The sequence below is a fragment of the Zhenhengia sp. genome, from assembly GCF_046966505.1.
GTDB classification, from domain to species: domain Bacteria; phylum Bacillota; class Clostridia; order Lachnospirales; family Cellulosilyticaceae; genus Zhenhengia; species Zhenhengia yiwuensis.
In genome coordinates this window covers 1-22,727 of sequence record NZ_JBKVCH010000009.1, presented here as the reverse complement: position 1 = coordinate 22,727, position 22,727 = coordinate 1, and the positions used below count along the sequence as shown (strand labels likewise).

The 22,727-nt window shown below is 34.5% G+C and carries 21 protein-coding genes, 3 tRNA genes and 1 rRNA gene; 6 read left to right on the top strand and 19 right to left on the bottom strand.

The annotated features are described in order from the left end of the window. The first annotated feature begins 1 nt into the window (after window position 1). Together ACLTBU_RS10825 and ACLTBU_RS10820 are read left to right on the top strand one after the other, a co-directional pair. Window positions 2–1,048, top strand: coding sequence for an ATP-binding protein (locus ACLTBU_RS10825; protein ID WP_320650667.1), 1,047 nt, complete (start codon window positions 2–4; stop codon window positions 1,046–1,048). A gap of 87 nt (window positions 1,049–1,135) precedes the next feature. Then, complete coding sequence (locus ACLTBU_RS10820) at window positions 1,136–2,482, top strand: PLP-dependent aminotransferase family protein (protein WP_412218898.1); 1,347 nt, start codon at window positions 1,136–1,138, stop codon at window positions 2,480–2,482. 43 nt (window positions 2,483–2,525) lie between these two features. Here the strand turns inward: ACLTBU_RS10820 and cwlD are convergent, their stop codons facing one another. The 3 genes from cwlD to ACLTBU_RS10805 form a co-directional block, all read right to left on the bottom strand. Then, window positions 2,526–3,236 carry an N-acetylmuramoyl-L-alanine amidase CwlD gene (gene cwlD, locus ACLTBU_RS10815; RefSeq protein ID WP_177670332.1) on the bottom strand — a complete coding sequence of 237 codons (711 nt, stop codon included), beginning with the start codon at window positions 3,234–3,236 and terminating at the stop codon, window positions 2,526–2,528. 106 nt (window positions 3,237–3,342) lie between these two features. Beyond that, window positions 3,343–4,335 carry an L-glyceraldehyde 3-phosphate reductase gene (gene mgrA / locus ACLTBU_RS10810; RefSeq protein ID WP_412218897.1) on the bottom strand — a complete coding sequence of 331 codons (993 nt, stop codon included), beginning with the start codon at window positions 4,333–4,335 and terminating at the stop codon, window positions 3,343–3,345. Between the two features lie 29 nt (window positions 4,336–4,364). After that, window positions 4,365–6,041 (bottom strand): glycosyl hydrolase family 18 protein, encoded by a 1,677-nt coding sequence (locus ACLTBU_RS10805; protein WP_177670336.1) that lies wholly within the window; start codon window positions 6,039–6,041, stop codon window positions 4,365–4,367. 225 nt (window positions 6,042–6,266) lie between these two features. Between ACLTBU_RS10805 and ACLTBU_RS10800 the strand changes: the two genes are divergently transcribed. After that, window positions 6,267–6,938 carry an adaptor protein MecA gene (locus ACLTBU_RS10800; protein ID WP_412218896.1) on the top strand — a complete coding sequence of 224 codons (672 nt, stop codon included), beginning with the start codon at window positions 6,267–6,269 and terminating at the stop codon, window positions 6,936–6,938. Window positions 6,939–6,992: 54 nt separating this feature from the next. On the opposite strand, the gene ACLTBU_RS10795 is transcribed toward ACLTBU_RS10800, so the two are convergent. From ACLTBU_RS10795 to ACLTBU_RS10785, 3 genes are all read right to left on the bottom strand, one after another. Further along, complete coding sequence (locus ACLTBU_RS10795; protein WP_177670339.1) at window positions 6,993–7,208, bottom strand: DUF1858 domain-containing protein; 216 nt, start codon at window positions 7,206–7,208, stop codon at window positions 6,993–6,995. Window positions 7,209–7,288: 80 nt separating this feature from the next. After that, window positions 7,289–8,917, bottom strand: a complete 1,629-nt coding sequence (locus ACLTBU_RS10790) for a putative manganese-dependent inorganic diphosphatase (RefSeq protein ID WP_177670341.1) — start codon at window positions 8,915–8,917, stop codon at window positions 7,289–7,291. A gap of 85 nt (window positions 8,918–9,002) precedes the next feature. Next, window positions 9,003–9,812 carry a DUF368 domain-containing protein gene (locus ACLTBU_RS10785; protein ID WP_177670343.1) on the bottom strand — a complete coding sequence of 270 codons (810 nt, stop codon included), beginning with the start codon at window positions 9,810–9,812 and terminating at the stop codon, window positions 9,003–9,005. A 342-nt stretch (window positions 9,813–10,154) separates the two neighbouring features. On the opposite strand from ACLTBU_RS10785, the gene pflB reads away from it, so the two are divergent. Next, the gene (gene pflB, locus ACLTBU_RS10780; protein ID WP_177670345.1) at window positions 10,155–12,383 is read left to right on the top strand and encodes a formate C-acetyltransferase; all 2,229 of its coding nucleotides are present in this window, start codon (window positions 10,155–10,157) and stop codon (window positions 12,381–12,383) included. 74 nt (window positions 12,384–12,457) lie between these two features. Continuing rightward, window positions 12,458–13,186 carry a pyruvate formate-lyase-activating protein gene (gene pflA / locus ACLTBU_RS10775; protein WP_177670346.1) on the top strand — a complete coding sequence of 243 codons (729 nt, stop codon included), beginning with the start codon at window positions 12,458–12,460 and terminating at the stop codon, window positions 13,184–13,186. Between the two features lie 42 nt (window positions 13,187–13,228). On the opposite strand, the gene ACLTBU_RS10770 is transcribed toward pflA, so the two are convergent. After that, window positions 13,229–13,876: a helix-turn-helix domain-containing protein gene (locus ACLTBU_RS10770; RefSeq protein WP_177670348.1), complete on the bottom strand. Its 648-nt coding sequence runs from the start codon at window positions 13,874–13,876 to the stop codon at window positions 13,229–13,231. A 178-nt stretch (window positions 13,877–14,054) separates the two neighbouring features. On the opposite strand from ACLTBU_RS10770, the gene ACLTBU_RS10765 reads away from it, so the two are divergent. Next, window positions 14,055–15,110, top strand: coding sequence for an NAD(P)H-dependent flavin oxidoreductase (locus ACLTBU_RS10765; RefSeq protein ID WP_249331521.1), 1,056 nt, complete (start codon window positions 14,055–14,057; stop codon window positions 15,108–15,110). Between the two features lie 97 nt (window positions 15,111–15,207). Here ACLTBU_RS10765 and dnaB read toward each other — a convergent pair whose 3' ends face one another. The 12 genes from dnaB to ACLTBU_RS10705 form a co-directional block, all read right to left on the bottom strand. Beyond that, window positions 15,208–16,539: a replicative DNA helicase gene (gene dnaB / locus ACLTBU_RS10760; protein WP_177670352.1), complete on the bottom strand. Its 1,332-nt coding sequence runs from the start codon at window positions 16,537–16,539 to the stop codon at window positions 15,208–15,210. A 27-nt stretch (window positions 16,540–16,566) separates the two neighbouring features. Beyond that, entirely contained in the window at window positions 16,567–17,016 is a 450-nt protein-coding gene (gene rplI, locus ACLTBU_RS10755; RefSeq protein WP_249331520.1) for a 50S ribosomal protein L9, read from the bottom strand. A gap of 1 nt (window position 17,017) precedes the next feature. Then, window positions 17,018–19,024, bottom strand: coding sequence for a DHH family phosphoesterase (locus tag ACLTBU_RS10750; protein ID WP_177670356.1), 2,007 nt, complete (start codon window positions 19,022–19,024; stop codon window positions 17,018–17,020). Window positions 19,025–19,042: 18 nt separating this feature from the next. Continuing rightward, on the bottom strand, window positions 19,043–20,017 hold the full coding sequence (locus ACLTBU_RS10745) for a DUF2232 domain-containing protein (RefSeq protein WP_177670358.1): 975 nt from the start codon (window positions 20,015–20,017) through the stop codon (window positions 19,043–19,045). Window positions 20,018–20,211: 194 nt separating this feature from the next. After that, a complete protein-coding gene (rpsR, locus tag ACLTBU_RS10740) occupies window positions 20,212–20,445 on the bottom strand; it encodes a 30S ribosomal protein S18 (protein WP_177670360.1) in 234 nt (77 codons plus the stop codon). Window positions 20,446–20,470: 25 nt separating this feature from the next. Continuing rightward, window positions 20,471–20,926: a single-stranded DNA-binding protein gene (locus tag ACLTBU_RS10735; protein WP_249331518.1), complete on the bottom strand. Its 456-nt coding sequence runs from the start codon at window positions 20,924–20,926 to the stop codon at window positions 20,471–20,473. Window positions 20,927–20,953: 27 nt separating this feature from the next. Continuing rightward, window positions 20,954–21,244, bottom strand: coding sequence for a 30S ribosomal protein S6 (gene rpsF, locus ACLTBU_RS10730; RefSeq protein ID WP_177670364.1), 291 nt, complete (start codon window positions 21,242–21,244; stop codon window positions 20,954–20,956). A 132-nt stretch (window positions 21,245–21,376) separates the two neighbouring features. Then, window positions 21,377–21,571, bottom strand: coding sequence for a DUF951 domain-containing protein (locus ACLTBU_RS10725; protein ID WP_177670366.1), 195 nt, complete (start codon window positions 21,569–21,571; stop codon window positions 21,377–21,379). Window positions 21,572–22,211: 640 nt separating this feature from the next. Continuing rightward, a tRNA-Cys gene (locus ACLTBU_RS10720) sits at window positions 22,212–22,282 on the bottom strand. A gap of 6 nt (window positions 22,283–22,288) precedes the next feature. Then, window positions 22,289–22,406: ribosomal RNA gene (gene rrf, locus ACLTBU_RS10715) — 5S ribosomal RNA — on the bottom strand. Window positions 22,407–22,408: 2 nt separating this feature from the next. Continuing rightward, window positions 22,409–22,480: transfer RNA gene (locus ACLTBU_RS10710), tRNA-Glu, on the bottom strand. Window positions 22,481–22,487: 7 nt separating this feature from the next. Then, window positions 22,488–22,559 (bottom strand) — tRNA-Asn (locus ACLTBU_RS10705). Between the last annotated feature and the right edge of the window lie 168 nt (window positions 22,560–22,727).

Here is a 22,727-nt window from a genome sequence, read left to right as displayed (position 1 = left end):
TATGACCAATAGAGAAATTCAATATAAGCTTCTTATAAAAGAATATGACCAAAAACGTACACGTGCAGCTGAAGAAAAACGCAATCGTGAAAGAGAAATCTATACTAAAATTCCAGATATCGAGGTAATTGATAGGTCCTTAAATCGATTAGGGATTAATCTTGTTAAAAGTGCACTTAGTACTTCTCCTCAGAACCTATTAGAAGATTTTCGCAAAAAAAATGAAGAACTTTTACGTAGTAAAAAGCAACTTTTAGTTGAACATGGTTACCCTGTTGATTACTTAGATACGCATTATGAATGCTCTATTTGTAAAGATACAGGATTCATTAGTGATATTTCAAGACCTGATAGCATTGCAAGTGAATATGCTCACCATAAACCTTGTAAATGTTTTGAACAAGCTTTAATTAACATGGCTTGCACTCAATCTAATATGAAGGCTTTAACAGCTAATCAAAACTTTTCATCCTTTAGATTTGATTACTACTCTGATGCTATAGATGAGACCTATGGTACTTCCCCTAGAAGAAATATTGAACGTGTTTACCGTGCATCTATAGACTTTGTAGAACAGTTCGGTTTTAAAAAAACAAATCTTTTATTCCACGGCCCCACAGGACTAGGTAAAACCTTCTTATGTAATTGTATTGCAAGAGAATTATTAAATCTTGGTTATAGTGTACTCTACTTAAGTGCCCAAGAGCTCTTTAAGCTTTTTGAAGAGTCTAGATTCCACCGTGAAGATATGGAAGAGGATGCAAAAAATAACTTAGATATTTTACTCACAGTAGATTTACTCATTATAGATGATTTCGGAACAGAGGCAACAAACAGCTTTACAGCACCTGATCTCTTCCATGTTATTAATACAAGAGCACTTAATAATACTTCTACCATTATTTCAACAAACCTTCCTCTCGAAGACTGGAAGAATCTTTATTCTGAGCGTATTCTCTCCCGTATATTTGGGGAATATATTGCCTTTAGATTCTTTGGTGATGATATTCGTATGTTGAAGAAATGGGGTAAAACAGCAACTTCTTAAAAGAGGTTGCTATATTTTTGTAGACTTTCTAATATACTTTATAAAAGCTTATCTTTTCTACTACTAGATAGCATTAAGGAGGTCTATATGTTTTGTACAATTCATCTTTCTAAATCTGATCCAACCCCTTTATATATACAGCTAGCCAGTGAACTTGCTCACCTTATTAAAATAGGCGAAATTCCAGAGCGCACTAAGCTTCCTACCATACGTACACTTTCTCGTAAGCTTAAAATTAATCGCGATACAGTTGTTAATGCCTATAAGGTTCTAGAAAATAAGGGACTAGTTGTAGCGCATGTAGGTAGTGGGACTTATGTGAGTCCGCTTACCTCTCAAAAAGATTATGAGTCTGAAACTAATCTTCAGACTATATCCTGTAGTACACTTTCTTTTAATAAAGACTATTTTCCTACCTCTCTTATTACACAGCTCACTGAGCAAATTATCGCACTTGAAGGCTGGGGAGCTTTTTCTGACCCTCTGTACAGAGAACGTAATCTTCTTAGACAAAGCATCTGCCAGTTCTTTAAGTCTGTAGGTATTATGACCACACCTGCTCAAATTAGATTTCCTAAAGATTTTTGCACATTCCTATTAGACTTACTTAAGGTACATCCTTCTTCTACTATCTGTGTAGAAGCTTATCACGATTTAACTTATAGCTCATTTCTACGTTCTTTAGGTTTTAAAATTATAGAAATACCGCTTACTGACGATGGATTAGATTTAACTTATCTTGAAAAGCAACTTCAAACAGAGCATATTGGCTTTATATGGGTATCTTCTTATGTTCAAAATCCTACAGGCATTTCTTATAGCCCTGAATGCAAAAATCGTCTTATAGAACTCGCTCATTTACACCATTTTTATATTATTGAGGATGGTACATTAAGTGATTTCACCTATAGCCATGAATGTCTAAAACCTCTTTATACACTTGATTCTCATGGTCAGGTTATTTATCTGCATCACTTTTCTAAACTTTATTTGCCACCACTTCAATATACTTTTATAGCGCTTCCAAATAGCTTACATAAAAAGATTAATGATCCTGTAGCATGTACTTTTAATGAGCGTTTACTTCACTTTTATTTAGAATCTGATGCTCTAGGCAGTATACGTCAGGAGATTATTGAAAAGAGTTATCTTGCCTATCTAAAAGTTTATGAAGCGCTTTCTGCTGCTTCTCATCTTTTAGAAATTTATTCTCATAAAGGTAGCCTTTTCTTTTGGATAAAGCCTACTAAGATTTCTTCTGAAGCTTTCTATGATTGCTTTCTTAGACATCATATTATTATCTCTCCTGGAGAAGTGTTTACCTTAAAATCTAAATGTACATACTTCCGTCTTTCTTTAGCTCACTTAGATGACCATACACTCCCCCTTATGATAGACTGTCTTAAAGAGCTCTCTACACTTGAAATGAATTAATAGAAGGAGGTAATGCTTCTTAAGTTGAAACATTACCTCCTTTTCATTTCTCTAATTGCCCAAAGTAATCTATAATTCCTACATAAATGGCCCATGCTATTTGATCTTGATATTTGTCACTAGCCAGTTTTGCTTCCTCTTCTGGATTCGTTAAAAAACCACACTCTACTATGACACCTGGCATTTGGCTGATTTTTAATATGTAATAGTCTTTGCTACTTTTTATCTTCCTCGTATTTTCAGAGTCAGCATAAGCTTTAATACTATTTTGTATACATCCTGCTAGCAATTTTGCTTGCTCAGAATCTTGATAATAAAAGACCTGCGCTCCCTTTACTTTAGGCTGTGAAAAAGCATTTTGATGTATACTCACTAAAATATCTGCATCACTTGACTGAATGACCTGCTTTCTATAATTCATATCTCTTCTTTTATGTGTATTCCCGTTTTCTCCTTGAAGTTTCTCATCATCAGTTCTAGTCATAATGACTGTTGCTCCAGATTGTTCTAAATAATCTTTAAGCTTAAATGCAATTTGCAGATTAATTTCATCCTCTTTCGTTCCGTTTGGACCTGCCTTACCTGGATCAAATCCACCATGTCCTGCATCTATGACAATAACTTTAGAAGCTGTTGAAAGTCCAAATGTTTCTAATGCACCATTTGCAAACTTTAAGTATGCACAAAATGAAATCATACATACTAACCCTAGGACAAGCATGTTTAATTGGTTTCTTTTAATTAAACGCTCCATATTTATTCCCCTTCTTCCCTATACTTGTACTCTTTATTTCTCTTTTAATTGTATTAGACAAGAAGAAAAAAAATACCATAAAAAGAGGAGGCTAGGCCTCCTCTTTTTATGATAATCCTTTTACAATATGATCAATCATTATAAGCTCTTCTCTAGAAAATTCTAGGTTATCTAAAGCTTTTACATTCTCCTCTATTTGCGCTTTATGACTTGCCCCTATTAATGCTGAAGTTACTCCGCCCTCACGAAGCGTCCATGCTAATGCCATTTGTGCAAGAGTTTGTCCTCTTCTTTTAGCCACTTCATTTAATTTTCTTATCTTATCTAGAAGTTCTGATGTAATACTTTCTGCACTTAAGTAACTGTACTCTTTACTTGCTCTTGAACCTTCTGGAATAGTGCCATCAAGGTATCTACTTGTCAGTAAACCTTGATCTAGTGGACAAAAGGCAATGGAACCTATTCCTTCTTGTCTTAATACATCCGTAAGCCCCTCTTCAATCCACCTATTCATCATAGAGTAAGAGGGCTGATGAATGAGACAAGGCACTCCCATATTCTTCAGTATTGTAGCGGCTTTTTTAGTATCTAATGCATTATAGCTAGAAATCCCTACATAAAGAGCTTTACCCTGATGAACTGTAGATGCTAGTGCCCCCATGGTTTCCTCTAGTGGTGTCTCTGGATCTCTTCTATGTGAATAGAAAATATCTACATAATCTAATCCCATACGTTTTAAGCTTTGATCTAAGCTTGCTATAAGGTACTTACGTGAACCAAAATTCCCATAAGGTCCCGGCCACATGTCCCAACCCGCTTTAGTAGAAATAAGAAGTTCATCTCTATAACCTTTTAAATCTTCTTTTAATACCCTTCCAAAAGTCTCCTCTGCAGAACCATAAGGAGGTCCATAATTATTGGCTAGATCAAAGTGTGTTATTCCTAAATTAAAAGCTGTTAGAATCATTTCTTTACTATTTTCATAGTTATCTACTTTTCCAAAGTTATGCCATAATCCAAGTGATAGTGCAGGAAGTAAAATCCCACTATGTCCGCATCTACGATAAACCATTTTATCATATCGATTAGCATTAATCATCTAAGTTCCCCTCCATTAATATGACACTTTTATTCTTGCATCTGTTTTAAACTATCCCATACATCTGGTGTTTCAAGACCTAATTTCCAAAGTGCATAACCTGCTAAATCATATTTATTAACAAGCCCCACACGCTTTTCAATTGTTGTAGCATCTTCTATCCATACTTGATATAAAGTATCGCCATCTATCATCTGCATGTAGTTTTGACCATGTTGGTCATCATATAGTGCTTCACTATTCCACTTACTTACTATGCTTTTAGCTGCTGCCATACCATAAGCAGATGAACTCATACCATCCTTTGTTTCTTTCCATATACGTGTATAAGTTGGCATACCTAGCACAAGCTTTTCTTTAGGTACTTCTTCAAGATTAATCTGAATCCCTTCTTCTACCCAAGTAAGCCCTGCTACAGGTCCTGCTATTTCAGAACCGCCCCAATGTTGGTCATAGGCCATTACAATGAAGTAGTCTACAACTTCTGCCACTCGTTCTCTTGAATAATGTCCTGACCAAGCAGATGGCATATAAACGTCTACTGTAACACTAAGATTTTGTCTCTTAGCTTGTACAGATAGTTCTCTCATAAATTGTACCCATTCTTCTCCAAAGTCAGCTTGTACATTTTCTATATCAATATTAATACCATCAAATCCATATATATCTGCTGCTTCTAATAGCTGGTCAATCACATATTGCCTTTTAGCTGTACTTGTTAAAATCGTTTTAGTAAGCTCAGGTGATGTAAAGTTATGACTCATAAGTGCCCATACTTGCATTCCTCTAGCATGTGCTTCATTGACATAGGCTTTAGATGCTCTGTCTATTAATTTACCACTTTCATCTTCAAATTCAAACCAAGTAGGTGCAATGACATTAGCACCTTTTATATTACGATATTTAGGTGTAGACCAATCTCCAGTTGACTTAACTGTCATCTGATCCCATACAAGTTTTACCTTATCCTGTAAAGGCTTTGCCATAGGCGCTAAAGTGTATGTCTTCTCTTCCTTAATAGAAGTCTCTCCTTCTAGTTTTACATCACTTCTATCCATATAGCCTATAATACCATTTTCATCTCTTACTCTTAAATGGTCTCCAGTTTCTTTATATACAACTACACTCTCTCCTTTTTGAGTAGTATCTGTAATTAATGATTTATTATCTGGATGTGTTCTTACACTCGCTTCCTTCTTCCTTACTACTCCTAACTTTTTAGGTGTTCTCGCATTAGACACAATAACTAAACGACCATCTTTACCCTTTTCAATTTCTACAGGATACTCTGCTTCTAGGTAACTTTCAGGAATATAAACTTTATTCTCTTTTACAATAACAGGATCAGCTAACTCTATTTTCTCACCATTTACATCTATTACTTTCTCTCCTGGCAAGATACGCTTTATCTCTTCTAAATTAGTAATGGTCAAAATTTCTTCTGCTTCATCATAGAAAATCTTATCATCTATATACTGCTTTGCAAATTCTGAAGAAACATAAATTTGATTTGCCTCTTCTATAATTGGCTTTTCCATATCTACTCTTGTATCTTCGTAAACTACATTGATTTGACCCTTCTTAAACTCACTGAAATATGTAAGCGGGTCAACGGTATCTTTACCTGGCATAAAAAGAACTGTACCTATAGCTATGCCCACGAGTAAAACACCTATAAGTAGTGTCAAGAATATCTTTTTTAACATGGTTTAACCTCCTTTATTTGATTCAGTATATCATACTTTTGATTTTTTTTGTTACAAGTAGGCAATAAAAACCTTCTTCTTATCATATAATAAATTAACTCACTCTTACTATGCATTTGATAGATTTATCCTCTTTACTTTTATGGTTCATTCCCTTATACTAATTTATATCTTTATATTTATTTGTCTTAAAATATCGTGACTTTATGAAAGGATGTGAGTTGTATGAAAATCGAGAAAATTAGCGATACACAAATCCGAGTCACTCTAAATCATTCTGATTTACAAAATAGAGATATTAAAATCGGTGAGCTTGCTTATGGGTCAACTAAAGCTCAAGCACTTTTTAGAGATATGATGGCTAAAGCTTATGAAGACTTCGGCTTTGAGGCTGAAAATGTACCACTTATGATTGAAGCTGTTCCATTATCTACAGACAGCATCATGATTGTTGTAACAAAAGTTGATGACCCTAATCAAATAGAAGAAAGATTAGAAGCCATCGGTGAAAGGCCAACTCATCGTACCTTCAAAGAGTCTCTAGAAAATAAATTAAGCGATCTGCAAGCCTTAGCTAAAGAGACCCCTAAAGCTTCTAATACTGCTTCCCATATGCTTATGTATACTTTTAAGAATTTAGAGGATGTAACACATGCCTCTTGTTATATACAACATCTCTATTTTGGCGAGACGACTCTTTATAAATATGATAACCAATATTTTATGATTCTCGAACCTAATAAGAATAAAAAAACAAATACAGACATTTTAAAGAGTATGTTAAGTGAATTTGGCGAAGAAGGCACTGCTAGTGATTTAAATGAAACATTCCTTAAAGAACATGCAAAAGTTCTTATCGCTTCTAATGCATTAGATATACTCGTTCACTATTTATAAAAAGAGGGACATCCTAATAGTCTAAGACTATAGGACATCCCTCTTTTTTATATTTTATGCTTCTTCTGTTGTTGCAAGATAATCATTGATTTTTTTGATTAATTCATCTGCATCCATACCATGTACTGCACATGCATCTTCAATAGATTCCATTTGAGCTGATGGACAGCCAAGGCAATGCATACCTGCTTGCATAAGAATAGGAATAATACCTCTATCTACTTGGATAATTTGACCAATTACCATGTCTTTTGTCACTTGTTTAGCCATTTGTATATCCTCCTTTTTTAATGTGTATTTCACTTCTATATTATAAATAGAATACTTCTATTTATCAACTTTTTAAAAAATTAATTTTGTGCTGCTGCTGTAAGTTGTGGAATGATTTGTTTCTTTCTTGAGAAAACATCTTTCAAGAAAATACTATCATCTTCTTTTGGAAGTTCAAAGGCACTCTCTACAATCCATTTTTCTGGCCCTACTGCAAATAATTCAGTACCACCAACAACTACATCTGTTACCATAAGAACTACAAGTCCTAACCCTTCTTGTTCTCTTAAGTTCTCCATTTCTGCAAGAATTTCATCTCTCATCTTATAGATGCTTTTGAAATCTCCAGTATTGATTTGGGCAACAGCTGTACTAAATTGACCCATTACAAATGGTTTGCGATCCATATCAAGTAATTCTCTTGGTGTCATACCTTCAAGAGAAGTTCCTGCTGCAATAAGGTCCATACCATATTCTTCAAGATTAACTTCTGCAATTTTTGCAAGACGTTTTGCCATTCTGATATCAGTCTCTGTACAAGTTGGTGACTTGAAGATAAGTGTATCAGAAAGAATTGCACTAAGCATAAGACCCGCAATCTCTCTAGGTGGCATAATATTGTTTTCTTCATACATTTTTGACACGATTGTAGATGTACATCCTACAGGCTCTGCTCTTAAGAACACTGGCCCTACTGTATCAATATTTGCAATACGGTGGTGATCAATAATTTCACAGATTTGTGCCTGTTCAATACCCATGGCACTTTGATCTCTCTCATTGTGGTCCACTAAAATAACAGGTTTCTTTTGAATATCTAAAATATGACGTTTAGAAATAATTCCTTTTACTTTGCCATCTTCATCCACAATCGGGAAATGTCTATGTGTTGTATTAAGCATGATTTCTTTAACTTCATCAATAGTATCTTCTGTTTGGAAGAAGATAAGATCTTGTTTACCAATTAAGTGTTTAACAGAAATACTTTGAGAAATCATTTTAATTGTTTTAAAGAATGAGTACGGTGTACAAATAATTGCACAGTTACCTTCTACTTGATGTGTAAAATCAAGTTCATCCATATCTTGATCTGTAATAATAACACAACCTGCACCTGATTTAATTGCCATATCTACAAGAGTTTTATTACTTCCTGTAATAACAATGTCTACATCTTTAAGTCTATCATCTTCTGTAATAGAAGCTGTAGTAAAGACTTCACCTTCTACATAAGGTTGTGGATAATCACCACATACGATTTTACCTTCAAGTACTGCTGCAATATTTACAAATGGTGTACGATATTTTTGAAGTACATTACCATCTGTTAAACCAATATGAGTTTTTGCAATATCTGACATAGATACTACACCAGCTAATTTATGATCTGGATAAAGTATTGGAATCATAGGTCTTCTATTCTCAGTCATAACATCCCATGCTTTTTTTACAGAATCTACTGTGTAGACAGGTGGGATAGCATAGTACTTCATATCTTTCACTTGTGGTTTAATATGCTCAATTAAAGTCGGTGCTTCTACATTAAAATAATTTAATGCAAAGTTTGTCTCTTTACTTACTTTTCCAAGTCTTACTGCTTTTACATTTTCTACACCTAATGCACGTTTAAGATGTGCATAAGCTATTGCTGAACATATAGAATCTGTATCGGGATTTCTGTGTCCAAATACATAAGTCTCTTTTCCCATAATTGTCTCCTTCATTTATTACGTACATTCACTGTCGTTTTGTACTTAATTTAGTATGTCCTTATTCTTTTTAAATCATTTACGGTTATTTATCTGCAAAAGAATAAGTGATCATAATACCTATACACATACATATTAAAGCAAAAAATCCAGTAAAGTTAAATGTAAATCCTGGATAAATAACTAAAACAGAACCTATTACAAGTCCTAATATAGCCATATAAGTTGCTTGTTGATACTTTGATAACAACACTTTTACAATCTTAATGCCCAAAATAAGTCCAATGAGTATGCCGATTGCTACTGGTATAAGAATTGCAAAGTTAAATTCTGATACAGCTGTAATAACTGATGTATACACGCCTAAAGTGAGCATGATAAAAGATCCACTAATCCCAGGAATAATCATTGAAAATGCACTAATAGCACCTGCAAATATTAACCATATAGACATTCCCAGATTTATTTCTCTTAAAATAACTTCATTAGCCTCTGCATCATTTGTCAATACCATTACGATCATCACTCCAAATGTAATAATAAATGGTATCCAGTTTTTAGAACGTATTTTTTCCCCAGCTCTTGCATGATTTATTACCATAGGAATGCTTCCTATAATAATTCCTATAAAGAGAAAATTAGTCGGCATATTGTATTTTTCAAATAAAAAAGTAATGGCATTACTAAAAACAAGAATACCTACAACTGCCCCTATCCCTATCGTTGCAAGAAATATAAGGTTTTTCTTTAAATACTCTTTTTTAAGGCTTACTGCACCTAATAATTCATCATAGATGTTAAGTACAACTGCCATAGTGCCCGCACTCACACCCGGAATAACATTAGATACACCTAAAATAATGCCATAAAAGATGTTCATAACATGCTTAATCATTTCGGACTCCTTTTAAAATATGTAGTATATACCTGTACTATTATAATGTCTCACCTTGTTTATGACAATGTTTTACTTATCTATTACCTAATCCTTTCCTTATTAATGTAGTTCTCTATCAGCCTGATTTTATTTATTCTAATTAAAAACTTAAAGTTATTACAAAATTCATAATAATATTTTTTTGTATTACTATTGACGTGTATACAGTATACATTATATAATAGGAGTGTAAAGAAATTAACTAATAATTATTATCCTCTAAGTTATCAACTTTGTATCTGAGTTTATTATTAATTGGATAATAAGATGATTTTAAAAATAAAAGGAGTTGACCTTAAGATGTTTGAACAATGGAATGGTTTTATAGCAGGCGATTGGCAAAAAGAAGTTAATGTACGTGACTTCATCCAAAAGAACTACACACCATATGAAGGAGATGATTCTTTCTTAGCAGGAGCTACTGAAAGAACAACTAAATTATGGGCTGAAGTAGCTGAACTTATGAAAAAAGAACGTGAAAAAGGAATCTTAGATGTTGAAACAAAAATTCCTTCAACAATTACTTCTCACGGTCCTGGCTACTTAGATAAAGATTTAGAACAAATCGTAGGTTTCCAATCAGATGCACCTTTAAAAAGAAATATCATGCCAAACGGTGGTATGCGTACTGTAAAAAATGCTCTTGAAGCATACGGATATGAATTAGATAAAGAAACACAAGAAATCTTTACTAAATACCGTAAAACACATAACGATGGTGTATTCTCTGCATATACAACAGATATCAAAAAAGCTAGACACTCAGGTGTTATCACAGGTCTTCCAGATGCTTATGGCCGTGGTCGTATCATCGGTGACTATCGTCGTGTTGCATTATACGGTGTAGATAGATTAATCGCTGATAAAGAAGCTCAAAAACTTACACTTGAAGTTCCAAGCATGACAGAAGATATTATCAGACTTCGTGAAGAAATCACAGAACAAATCGGCGCTTTAAAAGAACTTAAAGTAATGGCTGCAAACTATGGTTTCGATATCTCTGCTCCAGCTCAAACAGCTAAAGAAGCTGTTCAATGGACATACTTTGCATACCTTGGTGCTATTAAAGAACAAGATGGTGCTGCTATGTCACTTGGTCGTACATCTACATTCCTTGATATCTACATGGAAAGAGACCTTAAAGCTGGTATCATCACAGAAGAAGAAGCTCAAGAATTAATGGACCACTTCGTAATGAAATTACGTATGGTACGTTTCCTTCGTACTCCAGCATACAATGATTTATTCTCAGGAGACCCAACATGGGTAACAGAATCAATCGGTGGTATGGGACTTGATGGACGTACACTTGTTACTAAAAACAGCTTCCGTGTACTTCACACATTAATCAACTTAGGACCAGCTCCAGAACCAAACTTAACAGTACTTTGGTCTAAAAACTTCCCACAAGGATTCAAAGACTTCTGTGCTAAAGTTTCTATCCAAACAAGCTCAATCCAATACGAAAACGATGATCTTATGAGAGCTTACTGGGGTGATGACTACGGTATCGCATGTTGCGTATCTGCAATGAGAATTGGTAAACAAATGCAATTCTTCGGTGCTCGTGCTAACCTTGCTAAAGCATTACTTTACGCTATCAACGGTGGTAAAGATGAAAAATCAGGTGAACAAGTTGCTCCACAATTTGCTCCTGTTACTACAGAATACCTTGACTTCGATGACGTTTGGGCTAAATACGATACAATGATGGATTGGTTAGCTGAAACATACGTAAATGCATTAAATATCATCCACTACATGCATGATAAATACTGCTACGAAAAACTCGAAATGGCTCTTCATGATAAAGAAATCCTTCGTACTTTCGCAACAGGTATCGCTGGTCTTTCAGTAGCAGCTGACTCATTATCAGCTATTAAATATGCTAAAGTTAAACCAATCAGAAATGAAGATGGTCTTGTAGTTGACTACGATATCGAAGGTGAATACCCAGCATACGGTAACAACGATGATAGAGTTGACCAAATTGCTGTTAAATTAACAGAAACATTCATGAACAAAATTAGAAAACATAAAACATACAGAAACTCTTACCCAACTATGTCTATCTTAACAATCACATCAAACGTAGTATATGGTAAGAAAACAGGTAACACTCCAGACGGACGTAAAGCTGGCGAACCATTTGCACCAGGTGCTAACCCAATGCATGGTAGAGATACAAAAGGTGCTATCGCATCTCTTGCATCAGTTGCTAAACTTCCATACCAACACGCTGAAGATGGTATCTCATACACATTCTCAATCGTTCCAGGTGCTCTTGGTAAATCAGCAGATGAACGTATCAGCAACCTTGTAGGTATGTTAGATGGTTATTTCGTACAAGATGGTCACCACTTAAACATCAACGTATTTGACCGTGAAACATTACTTGATGCTATGGATCACCCAGAAAAATATCCACAGCTTACAATCCGTGTTTCTGGATACGCTGTAAACTTCATTCGTCTTACAAGAGAACAACAATTAGACGTTATCAATAGAACATTCCACGAAAAATTCTAATTTATTAAATCTTTATGAGGTTAAGAGGATAAGTGTGTATCCTCTTAACCATTACATTACAGGAGGTATAAGGCATGATAGGTAGAATTCACTCAGTAGAAACCTGCGGTACTGTAGACGGGCCTGGGATTCGTTACATCTTATTTACACAAGGTTGCCCCCTGCGTTGTAAATACTGTCACAATCCAGATACTTGGAAAATGAATGATGGGAGAGAAGAAGATACCAACACTCTTATTCAAGATATCAGAAAATATAAATCATTTATGACTTGCTCAGGTGGCGGTCTCACTATAAGTGGTGGAGAACCTCTTCTTCAACCTGACTTTGTCAAAGATATGTTTATAAAATGCAAAGAAGAAGGCATTCATACCTGTCTTGATACTTCAGGTTTTGTTAGCATTGAAAAAGCTGACCCTGTTCTTGATTATACTGACCTAGTTTTACTTGATATTAAGTCTTATAATCCTACTGTATTTAAAGATTTAACAGGTGTTCCTTTAGATCCAACATTAGCATTTGCTAAACATCTAAAAGAACGTAATATTCCAGTATGGATTCGTTATGTTTATGTTCCAGGCTTAACGGATGATAAAAAAGATATTGAAGACTTAGCACAGTTTTTAACTACTCTTCCAAACGTACAGAGAGTAGATTTACTTCCATTCCATAAAATGGGCGAGTTCAAATGGGAACAACTCGGTTATGAGTATTCTCTCTTCGATACTGAACAACCTTCTAAATCAGAAGTTGAAGAAGTTAAAGAGATTTTTAAGAAATATAACTTACCGATTTATGCATAAATCACAATTCCTTTAAAATATAAAAAGAGCATGTAGCTGCCCCTACATGCTCTTTTCTTCTATTTCTTCTGTTTTATTTTTGTCTTTAAATAATTTCTTCCATAAAGATGGTTTCTGTGTATTTTGTTCTAATAAAGCAATCTCTTTTCGCATTTTCTGCATCTCTCGCATGGTTTCATCCATCTTCTTATAATACTCTTCATTCTTTTGTTGCTGACTTACCTCTAATTCTGATAGTTTCTTATCCATCATAATATCCATTTCTTGTGTCAATTCCTCATGCAGCTGCCTCTTGTTTTCTTCTCCATACTCTACTAAGGTTTGTTTAAGCATTTCTTTGATAATCATCGTAAACTGCTTTACTTTCTGATCATCTTTATCTCCAATATCTATGTCCTCTCCTACTAATGGAATAACCTTAGCATTTGTAGCACTTACTTGTGTAAGTGATTCTAATCCTTCCTGATCTAATGTATGTATGACGTTACGTATGCCCTTAAGCTCTAATCCCTGTTCTCTCAACTCTTTAATCTGCTGTAGTATTGTAATATCTTTTTGCGTATAGATACGATGCCCTTGGCTATTTCTATGTATTTGAAGCTCTAGTTCTTTCTCATAATATCTTAGAACATAAGCTTCAATATCTAAAATAGTGGCCACTTCTTTAATCGTATAAACTTTTTCGTTCACTGATTTGCCCCCTATCTTTTGTATAAAAACCCTTTTCCTCAATTATACCATATTTTTCCATACTTTCAATAATATTATTTATTCTCTTCACAACATCTTTTTATAGTCTCTTTATAATAATTATATAGTTTGAAAATCAAATTATTTGTTAATCAAAACTTATTCCACGAGGTGTTATATGTCAATATCAAAACTTATTATAGGTCATTTAAGACCAAAATTCCCAGTTATCCAAGGTGGTATGGGAGTAGGCGTATCTTTAAGTTCATTAGCTGGAAGTGTAGCAAAATGTGGTGGTATAGGAATCATTTCAGGCGCACAAATTGGTTATAGAGAAAAAGACTTTATTAAGAATACACTTGAAGCAAATTTACGTGCTCTTGCAGATGAAATTCATAAAGCACGTTTAAAAGCACCAGAAGGTATTATTGGCGTTAATTTAATGGTTGCCATGAAACACTATGGTGAATATGTAAAAAAGGCTGTAGAATCTAAAATTGATCTTATTATTTCAGGTGCAGGGCTTCCTTTAGATCTCCCACTTTATACAAAAGGTTCTAGTACTCAAATCGTCCCTATTGTATCTTCTGGTAAGGCTGCTAATATCATCTGTAAGCACTGGGATAGGAAGTACCAATGTACACCTGATGCTATTGTAGTAGAAGGCCCTCTTGCTGGCGGTCATTTAGGTTTCCATGCTGATGTACTTGATAATCCTCCTGTACTTATGGATCTTGTTAAAGAAGTTAAGGCTGTAGCCCTAGAATATGGTCAAAAATATAATAAATCTATTCCTGTTATTGCTGCTGGTGGTATTTATACTGGTAAAGATGTGGCATGCGCACTAAAAGAAGGTGCCGATGGCGTACAAATGGCAACACGCTTTGTAACAACTCATGAATGTGATGCCGATTTAGCCTTTAAAGAAGCTTATATTCACTCTACAGAAGATAGCATAGGTATTATTAAAAGTCCTGTAGGTATGCCAGGACGTGCCATTTTAAATGATTTTATCACTAACCCCCGTGGCAATAAAGCTTGCTTCTTCCACTGTCTTCATAAGTGTGGTGTGACAGATATTCCTTATTGTATTTCCAGTGCCCTTATTCATGCCGTTAATGGTGATACAGAGAATGCACTGCTATTCTGCGGCAGTAATGCTTATAAAGCTACTCACATTGAGCATGTAGAAGATATCTTTGCAGAAATCCATAGTACCTTAGCCAAAGCATAGTCATTTATAGAACCGATATACTATAATTACTTATCTCGTATCTAATAGGACACTCATAACATAAAAAGAGGTATGACTCATGTTCATACCTCTTTTACTATTCTCTATCTTTATTAACGAATTTTGTATATTGTCCAAGCCATACCAGTTCTACTGTACCTGTTGGACCATTTCTTTGTTTTGCAATAATAACTTCACCAATGTTCTTCTTATCTGAATCTGGGTGATAATACTCATCTCTGTATAAGAACATAACAACGTCAGCATCCTGCTCGATAGCTCCAGATTCCCTAAGGTCTGATAACATAGGTCTATGGTCTGCACGGGCTTCACACGCACGAGAGAGCTGTGATAAAGCAATTACAGGTGCCTGCATCTCTCTAGCAAGTGCTTTTAAAGAACGTGAAATCTCTGAGATTTCCTGCTGCCTTGAATCTGATTTTGAACTACCTGTCATAAGCTGCAAGTAGTCAATCATAATAAGATCAAGTCCTTTTTCAAGTTTCAGCCTACGACACTTAGCACGCATTTCCATAACAGAGATACCAGGTGTATCATCTATAAAGACATCTGCAGCACTTAGATTAGGGATAGCCATAGCAATACGATCCCAATCTTCTGGCTCTAAGTTACCTGTACGTACTTTCTGTGCATCTACTAATGCTTCTGCGCATAGCATACGGTTTACGAGCTGGTCTTTTGCCATTTCCAGACTGAATACAGCTACTTTTTTCTTATGCTTTATAGCTGCAGTTTGAATAATGTTCAATGAGAAAGCTGTCTTGCCCATAGAAGGCCTAGCAGCAACTAGAATGAGGTCAGAAGGTTGCATCCCTGCTGTTTTATAGTCTAAGTCAATAAACCCAGTAGGTACACCTGTAATACCGCCTTTTGTAATATGTGCCTGTTCTATTTTATCAATAGAAGTAACAACAATTTCATTAATATGTGAGAAATCTTCTGTCTGGACATTTTGAGTAATATCAAAAATTTGCTTTTCTGCAAATCCCATAATATCATGAAGTCCCTCTTCGCCTTCATAGCTTTTTGCACTAATATCTTGACTGGCTTTAATAAGCTTTCTAAGCATTGATTTCTCTTGTACAATCTTTGCATATTCCTTAATATGTGCAGAAGTTGGAACGATGGTTGCAAGCTCTGCTAAATAGCTAATGCCACCAACCTGTTCTAAAACCCCTTTTTCAGATAACCTATTTTGAATCGTAACAAGGTCTACAGGACTATTAGAAGTATAAAGCTCCATAATAGCACTATAAATTTCTTGATGATCCGGTCTATAAAAATCCTTTGGCTTTAAAGTTTCAGTAGCTACTATAAGTGCTTCATGATCCATAATAATGGCGCCGATTACGGATTGCTCTGCTTCAATATTATGTGGAGGAATACGCATTATTTGTGACTCATCCATAGACGTTCCCCTCTTCCTTATTATGAATTATTTTGATTCAACTGTGCAAACAGTAACTTCTGCTGTTACTTTTGGATGTAGTTTAACCTCTACTGTTTTTGTTCCTACTGCTTTAATAGGCTGAGCAAGATTGATTTTTTTCTTATCTACTTTAACACCAAAAGCAACTTGAATACTTTCTGCAATCTCTTTTGTTGTTACAGAACCAAATACGCGTCCGCCTTCACCTGTTTTAATAGGAATGCTTACTTTTTTCTCATGAATTAATGCTTTTGTTTCATTAGCTGCATCTAATTCTTGTTGTTTTTTCTTATCTTCAGAACGTTGCTCTACTTTTCTTTGATTAAGATTAACTGCATTCGCTTCTACTGCTAAACCTTTTGGGAAAAGGGCATTTCTAGCATATCCATCTTTAACTTCTAAAACATCACCTTTTTTACCTACTTTTTTTACATCTTGTGTTAAAATAACTTTCATTCTATTCACCTTCCTGTTTATAATCATTAATTGCTTCTCTAAGTTTTACTTTCATATCTTCAACTGTTGTATCTTTAAGCTGGGCACCTGCAATATTCTTATGCCCACCTCCACCTAGCATCTCCATAATACGTTGAACATTCATATCACCTAGAGCTCTTGCACTAACTTGTAAATCAGGGCCATTAACTGTAATAACAAATGTAGTCTGTATACCCTTAATAGTAAGCAGTTCATCAGCAATTTGAGCTGCTATAATATTAGAATGCATATGATTGTTAGTTACAACAGCCACAGCAATATCTTCATCCCATATTTCAGCATCTTTAATCGTTGTTGCTTTAATCTTATACGTTTCCATATCATTTTGAAATAACATACGTACCCTTGTGCTATCTGCACCAGCCCTTCTGAGGAAGGCTGCCGCCTCAAAAGTCCTTACCCCTGCTTTAAAAGCAAAGTTTTTAGTATCTACTGTAATTCCTGCAAGAAGTGCATCTGCTTCTATCTGAGTAAGTTTTACTTTATCTGCAAGATAGATAAGAATCTCTGAAATCATTTCACTTGTTGAAGAGATAAACGGTTCAATATAAGTAAGTACTGCATTCTCAATGTAATCTGTACTTAATCTATGGTGATCAAATACAACTATATTATCTGTCTTATCTAAAAGCGCTGGGTACTCTAAATAACTCTTTCTATGAACATCTACAAGGACAACTAATGTCTGTTTAGTAAGTTCTTGGTCTGCTCTTTCTTGTGAAATAAATAAATCTTGATACTCTGGCAATTCTATAATTCTATTATAAAGTTCCTGTACTGCAAAGGTAGAGTCCTGTAAAATAATATGGGCTTTCTTACCCATAATGGTAGCAGCTCTATAAACACCCATAGCCGCCCCTAAACAGTCCATATCAATATTCTGATGCCCCATAATAAGAACTTTATCAGCCTCATGTAATAGCTCTTTAAAAGCATAAGCTTTAATTCTTACTTTTACACGTGTACTCTTCTCAACCTCTTTAGTTTTACCACCATAAAACGTATATTTATCATTTTTCTTAATAATCGCTTGATCCCCACCACGACCTAATGCAAGGTCAAAAGCAGCTCTAGCGTCTTCTTTAGAACCAATAAGGGAGTCAAAATTACGCCCTATACCAATGCTTACAGTAACAGGTAAATCATTACCTACCTGAATATGTCTAAGCTCATCTAAAATATCAAATTTACGATTTTGCATCTTTTCTAGATTTTCTTGAGTAAAGAAAATCATATAACGATCTCTATCAAATTTACAAACTGCTACATCATTATTTTTAAACCATATATTAATCTTTCTATCAATGATAGCTCCTAACATAGGTCTTCTAACTTCTTCTATGCTTTGCATAATCTCTTCGTAATTATCAATATAGATATAACCTACCATGCACCTTTGCTTCTTAACTTGTTCTTCTAACTCTTTTTGAGTTGTTGTATCAATAAAGTATAATACATATTGGAAGTTAGAAGCATTTTCTACATCTATAACTTTATTACAGATCATATGATAATGCTGCTCGTTTTTTAAGATATCTCGCTCATAGAGCTCTGTTTCTTTTGGTAAGTTCTCCATTTGAAAATCTGGAAATATAGCACGTATATTCTTATCTATATCTTCTTCCTCATCTAATATACTTCTGAAAGATTCATTACTCCATACAATGGTTCCAATTTTATCAATAACAACAATAGGAATAGGCGAATCTATAAACATATCTTTTTTGATTTTACCTAAAGCATTAACTTGATCTAATATTTCAGCTTGCATATGCGACTTTAAACGTTTTTCTAACATAAAACTATATGCAAGCATACCTACAAAAATTAAAGCTTCAAAAATACCAAAAAAGGTGTTAAAGTAAATCCCTATTATCCCTTGTATTATTCCAAATACAAAACACACCTGAGCAAAGCGTATTATATAGGCCATATAACCTAATGGATTTTTTTTCTTTGTACTCATAGTTCCTACCTTCCCTAGCTAAACAATAATATCAACTTTTCTAAAATTAAATAAAGTATCTCCAAGTCCAATAATCATCATTATGAATGGTGTAGTCCAAAACATCATTAAACTGAGTACAATACTGATCACTTTAAGGCCTGAGCTCCATTTACTTTTTCTAATAATCATAATCAGCGCTACAATCCCTATAAGCTGTAATAAATAGCTTATAAAATAGTAAAGATTAATGCCAAGTGCTGTAAGTGAGTCATTTCCTCCTGAACTAAATTGAATAATAAATCCTGCAATTAAAAATAGCCCTGCCATCCATTTAGAAAACTTAAAATTTACAAGTTGTGTAAGAGATGCCATACGCCACTTTTTCATTCTTCCAATTAGAGTAATGATTGCTGTACTTAATAACCCTATAACAATACCTGCTTCTAATAACATGGCAGGATAGGTGTATTTAAATAAAGAAATAATCTTTGGAAGTTGCTCTTTAATAACCTTGATTTGCACTGCCATTTGTTCAGACATATTAGTCATCTGACTCATTTCTTCTATCATTTTGATATATTCTACTTTAAAGGCGTCTAACAAGGCATTATACATTGCTATATAATCGATTTGTAAATACTTCATGGCTATAATATAAATATAGAATAACCCAACTGTCCCTATGCCTGTATACATAGCAACATGAGGTACAGAATACTGTTTTCTATAACATGCTACTAATATATGCGCAGGGATCGCCACACTAATCAGATATAATAATGCCTCATCAAATCGCATAGTCATACCAAAAATAAGTATACTAATCACCATATGCATTATTATATCTCTTGTATAGTTTCTTTTGCTACTCATTAAATAGATAGCCATAGGGGCCATTAATAAAGGTACTAAAAAGATAAGTGTACTAGAATATATGCCTATAATCCCTAATGCAATATATAAAAGGCTTATCATCAATAACTTTACATACTGTCTTATATCTTGATTCATAGCTTTTTAATCCTCCTCAATGAGTCCTCTCTATTATATCATAATTTAGAGATTATATATAGTCCCCCACTATAGGCACCTCCCTACCACCTTATATATAAAAAAAAGCACTGCTAAAAGCAGTGCGTGTGCATATTGTGTGTGCGCTTATTTGTCTCTCTATATAGTGCTGAATTGAATTTAATAATTCTTAATTAGTCTTGAGTGTATGGTAAAAGTGCTATATGTCTTGCACGTTTGATAGCAACTGTAAGTTTGCGTTGTGCTTTAGCAGAGTTACCTGTAATTCTTCTAGGAAGAATTTTACCTCTTTCAGAGATAAACTTTTTAAGTGTGTTAATATCTTTGTAGTTGATTTTTTTGATGTTATCACCTGCAAATTGATTAACTTTACGTCTTCTACGGTTACGTCTTTTTTGCATTGCCATGGTATTTTCCCTCCTTTTAAGTGATTTAGAATGGTAAATCGTCGTCTTCTTCCATAGTAGTTGGCATAAAACCATCTACTGGACCAGTTGAAGGATTAGTTGAGGCAGGGGACATACTTTCAAGTGGGCTATTTGTCATAACACCTCTTGATTCGGCTGAAGATTTACTTTCTGCAAAATGTTGCTCTTCTACAACAATCTCAATTGATGTATGTTTCACTCTTTGTTGGTCTTCCCAACTATTAGTTTGGAGTCTACCTACGACTGCAACCATTTGTCCTTTTCTAAAGAACTTTTCTGCAAATTCTCCGGCTTTCCCAAAAGCAACTATATTAAAGAAGTCCACATCTGGTTCTCCCTGTTTTGCAAATTGTTTTCTAACAGCTAGTCCATATCTTGCAACTGCAACTGGATTGGCAGATTGTGAATAACGTACTTCTGGATCACGTGTTAAACGTCCCATTAGGATAACTTTATTCATATCATAACCTCCTTCTTACGGTTATTATTATTTTTCGTCAAGACGTACGATTAAGTAACGAAGAACAGTTTCTGTGATACGAAGTCTGCTTTCAAGTTCTGCTGGAGTTGATGTCTCAGCATTGAATTGAATGAAGTAGTAGAAACCTTCTTTTTGTTTGTTGATTTCATAAGCAAGTTTTCTTTTGCCCCAATCATCAACGTTAGTAACTTCACCACCGAAACGAGCGATTAATTCTTTCACTTTTTCAAGGTTAGCTACTTTTTCTTCTTCACTTAAAGTTGAGATAAATACTAGTGATAATTCGTAGTTTTTCATCTTGGCACCTCCTTTTGGACTTTGGCCCTACATCTTGTGTAGAGCAAGGATTACATTACAGTTTACTATCTTATCATAAACAGGTAATGAATACAAGCTTTTTAATGAAAAACATGCTGGATAATGTTGCTTTTAAGCTTCAGAATCTGCATGTTTTAAAACTTTTTTTACATTTTTTTCAAACTTGTCACGTGGTAACATAATAATATGTTGGCATTGTTGGCAGCGCAGTTTGAAGTCCGCCCCCACTCTTAGGACTTCCCAGGCATTAGTCCCACAAGGGTGCGGCTTCTTCATCTGCACTACATCTCCAACTTGATAGTTCACTTCTTTACCCTCCTTTGATTAATTACCATTTTTAATTCTTATTATACATGATTTTTCAAGAATTATAAATTAAATCCTTTGATAATGGAAAAAAGAAATTTTCGATATATTATCTTTTACATTCCTATCTTTGAATTTCTTTATATATTTATTAACTAGTGGAATATATTGAATATCATGTAATGTAACTGTCTTAGTTAATATGCATCCAATACTATAAATTAAAACTGCTACTGGTACTCTAATTCATGTCCATTTTATCACACTATGTGTAACCCTTATAAACCTTTTATATAGGAAGAAACTCATTACACCCATACCTATTGAAACAATCATAGGTTTTGTGATTACTTATTTCCATTCTATCTTAACCTTCAACAGCCTTTTGATGGCTATTAAATTATATTGAGAAAACATTATCTTATATATAATAACTATCGTCATAATCCCTGCTATAGCTTCTATACCTGCCCCTAATGTACTCCATTTACCTTCTCTTCCATCTGTTGGTCTCTATTCCAATTATATCTTCTTTCAAATTCTATCTATCGATTATAATACGGCCATTTTTAAATATCTAGGTAATATAATTTTCTACATACAAAAAAACAGCTTAGATATTATCTAAGCTGTTTTTAAAAGGCGGCAACCAGATTTGAACTGGTGATGAAGGTGTTGCAGACCTCTGCCTTACCACTTGGCTATGCCGCCATATGAATTTGGCAACCACTTACTCTCCCGGGCCGTCTCCAGCCAAGTACCATCAGCCGACTTAGTCTTAACCTACGTGTTCGGTATGGGAACGGGTGTTTCCCTAAGTCGCATCGTCACCAAAAATGACCCATAGGAGAATCGAACTCCTGTTACCGCCGTGAAAGGGCGGTGTCTTAACCGCTTGACCAATGGGCCTTATAAACTCCCCGAGTAGGGTTCGAACCTACGACCCTTCGGTTAACAGCCGAATGCTCTGCCGCTGAGCTATCGAGGAATATTTGTGTAAGAGACCTATTAATTAATTGGTTACTCTTACAGTATATGCTTTAAATTTTTATTTATGCATATACTTTTAAAACTAAACATAATCTTTTCAAGTTAACCTTATTTTAGGTCAAACCCTCGAACCGTTAGTATTGGTCAGCTACACATGTTACCATGC

Coding starts and splice junctions, on each gene's coding strand:
- ACLTBU_RS10825 (WP_320650667.1), top strand. CDS start 2: ATGACCAATAGAGAAATTCAATATAAGCTTCTTATAAAAGAATATGAC.
- ACLTBU_RS10820 (WP_412218898.1), top strand. CDS start 1,136: ATGTTTTGTACAATTCATCTTTCTAAATCTGATCCAACCCCTTTATAT.
- cwlD (WP_177670332.1), bottom strand. CDS start 3,236: ATGGAGCGTTTAATTAAAAGAAACCAATTAAACATGCTTGTCCTAGGG.
- mgrA (WP_412218897.1), bottom strand. CDS start 4,335: ATGATTAATGCTAATCGATATGATAAAATGGTTTATCGTAGATGCGGA.
- ACLTBU_RS10805 (WP_177670336.1), bottom strand. CDS start 6,041: ATGTTAAAAAAGATATTCTTGACACTACTTATAGGTGTTTTACTCGTG.
- ACLTBU_RS10800 (WP_412218896.1), top strand. CDS start 6,267: ATGAAAATCGAGAAAATTAGCGATACACAAATCCGAGTCACTCTAAAT.
- ACLTBU_RS10795 (WP_177670339.1), bottom strand. CDS start 7,208: ATGGCTAAACAAGTGACAAAAGACATGGTAATTGGTCAAATTATCCAA.
- ACLTBU_RS10790 (WP_177670341.1), bottom strand. CDS start 8,917: ATGGGAAAAGAGACTTATGTATTTGGACACAGAAATCCCGATACAGAT.
- ACLTBU_RS10785 (WP_177670343.1), bottom strand. CDS start 9,812: ATGATTAAGCATGTTATGAACATCTTTTATGGCATTATTTTAGGTGTA.
- pflB (WP_177670345.1), top strand. CDS start 10,155: ATGTTTGAACAATGGAATGGTTTTATAGCAGGCGATTGGCAAAAAGAA.
- pflA (WP_177670346.1), top strand. CDS start 12,458: ATGATAGGTAGAATTCACTCAGTAGAAACCTGCGGTACTGTAGACGGG.
- ACLTBU_RS10765 (WP_249331521.1), top strand. CDS start 14,055: ATGTCAATATCAAAACTTATTATAGGTCATTTAAGACCAAAATTCCCA.
- dnaB (WP_177670352.1), bottom strand. CDS start 16,539: ATGGATGAGTCACAAATAATGCGTATTCCTCCACATAATATTGAAGCA.
- rplI (WP_249331520.1), bottom strand. CDS start 17,016: ATGAAAGTTATTTTAACACAAGATGTAAAAAAAGTAGGTAAAAAAGGT.
- ACLTBU_RS10750 (WP_177670356.1), bottom strand. CDS start 19,024: ATGAGTACAAAGAAAAAAAATCCATTAGGTTATATGGCCTATATAATA.
- ACLTBU_RS10745 (WP_177670358.1), bottom strand. CDS start 20,017: ATGAATCAAGATATAAGACAGTATGTAAAGTTATTGATGATAAGCCTT.
- rpsR (WP_177670360.1), bottom strand. CDS start 20,445: ATGGCAATGCAAAAAAGACGTAACCGTAGAAGACGTAAAGTTAATCAA.
- ACLTBU_RS10735 (WP_249331518.1), bottom strand. CDS start 20,926: ATGAATAAAGTTATCCTAATGGGACGTTTAACACGTGATCCAGAAGTA.
- rpsF (WP_177670364.1), bottom strand. CDS start 21,244: ATGAAAAACTACGAATTATCACTAGTATTTATCTCAACTTTAAGTGAA.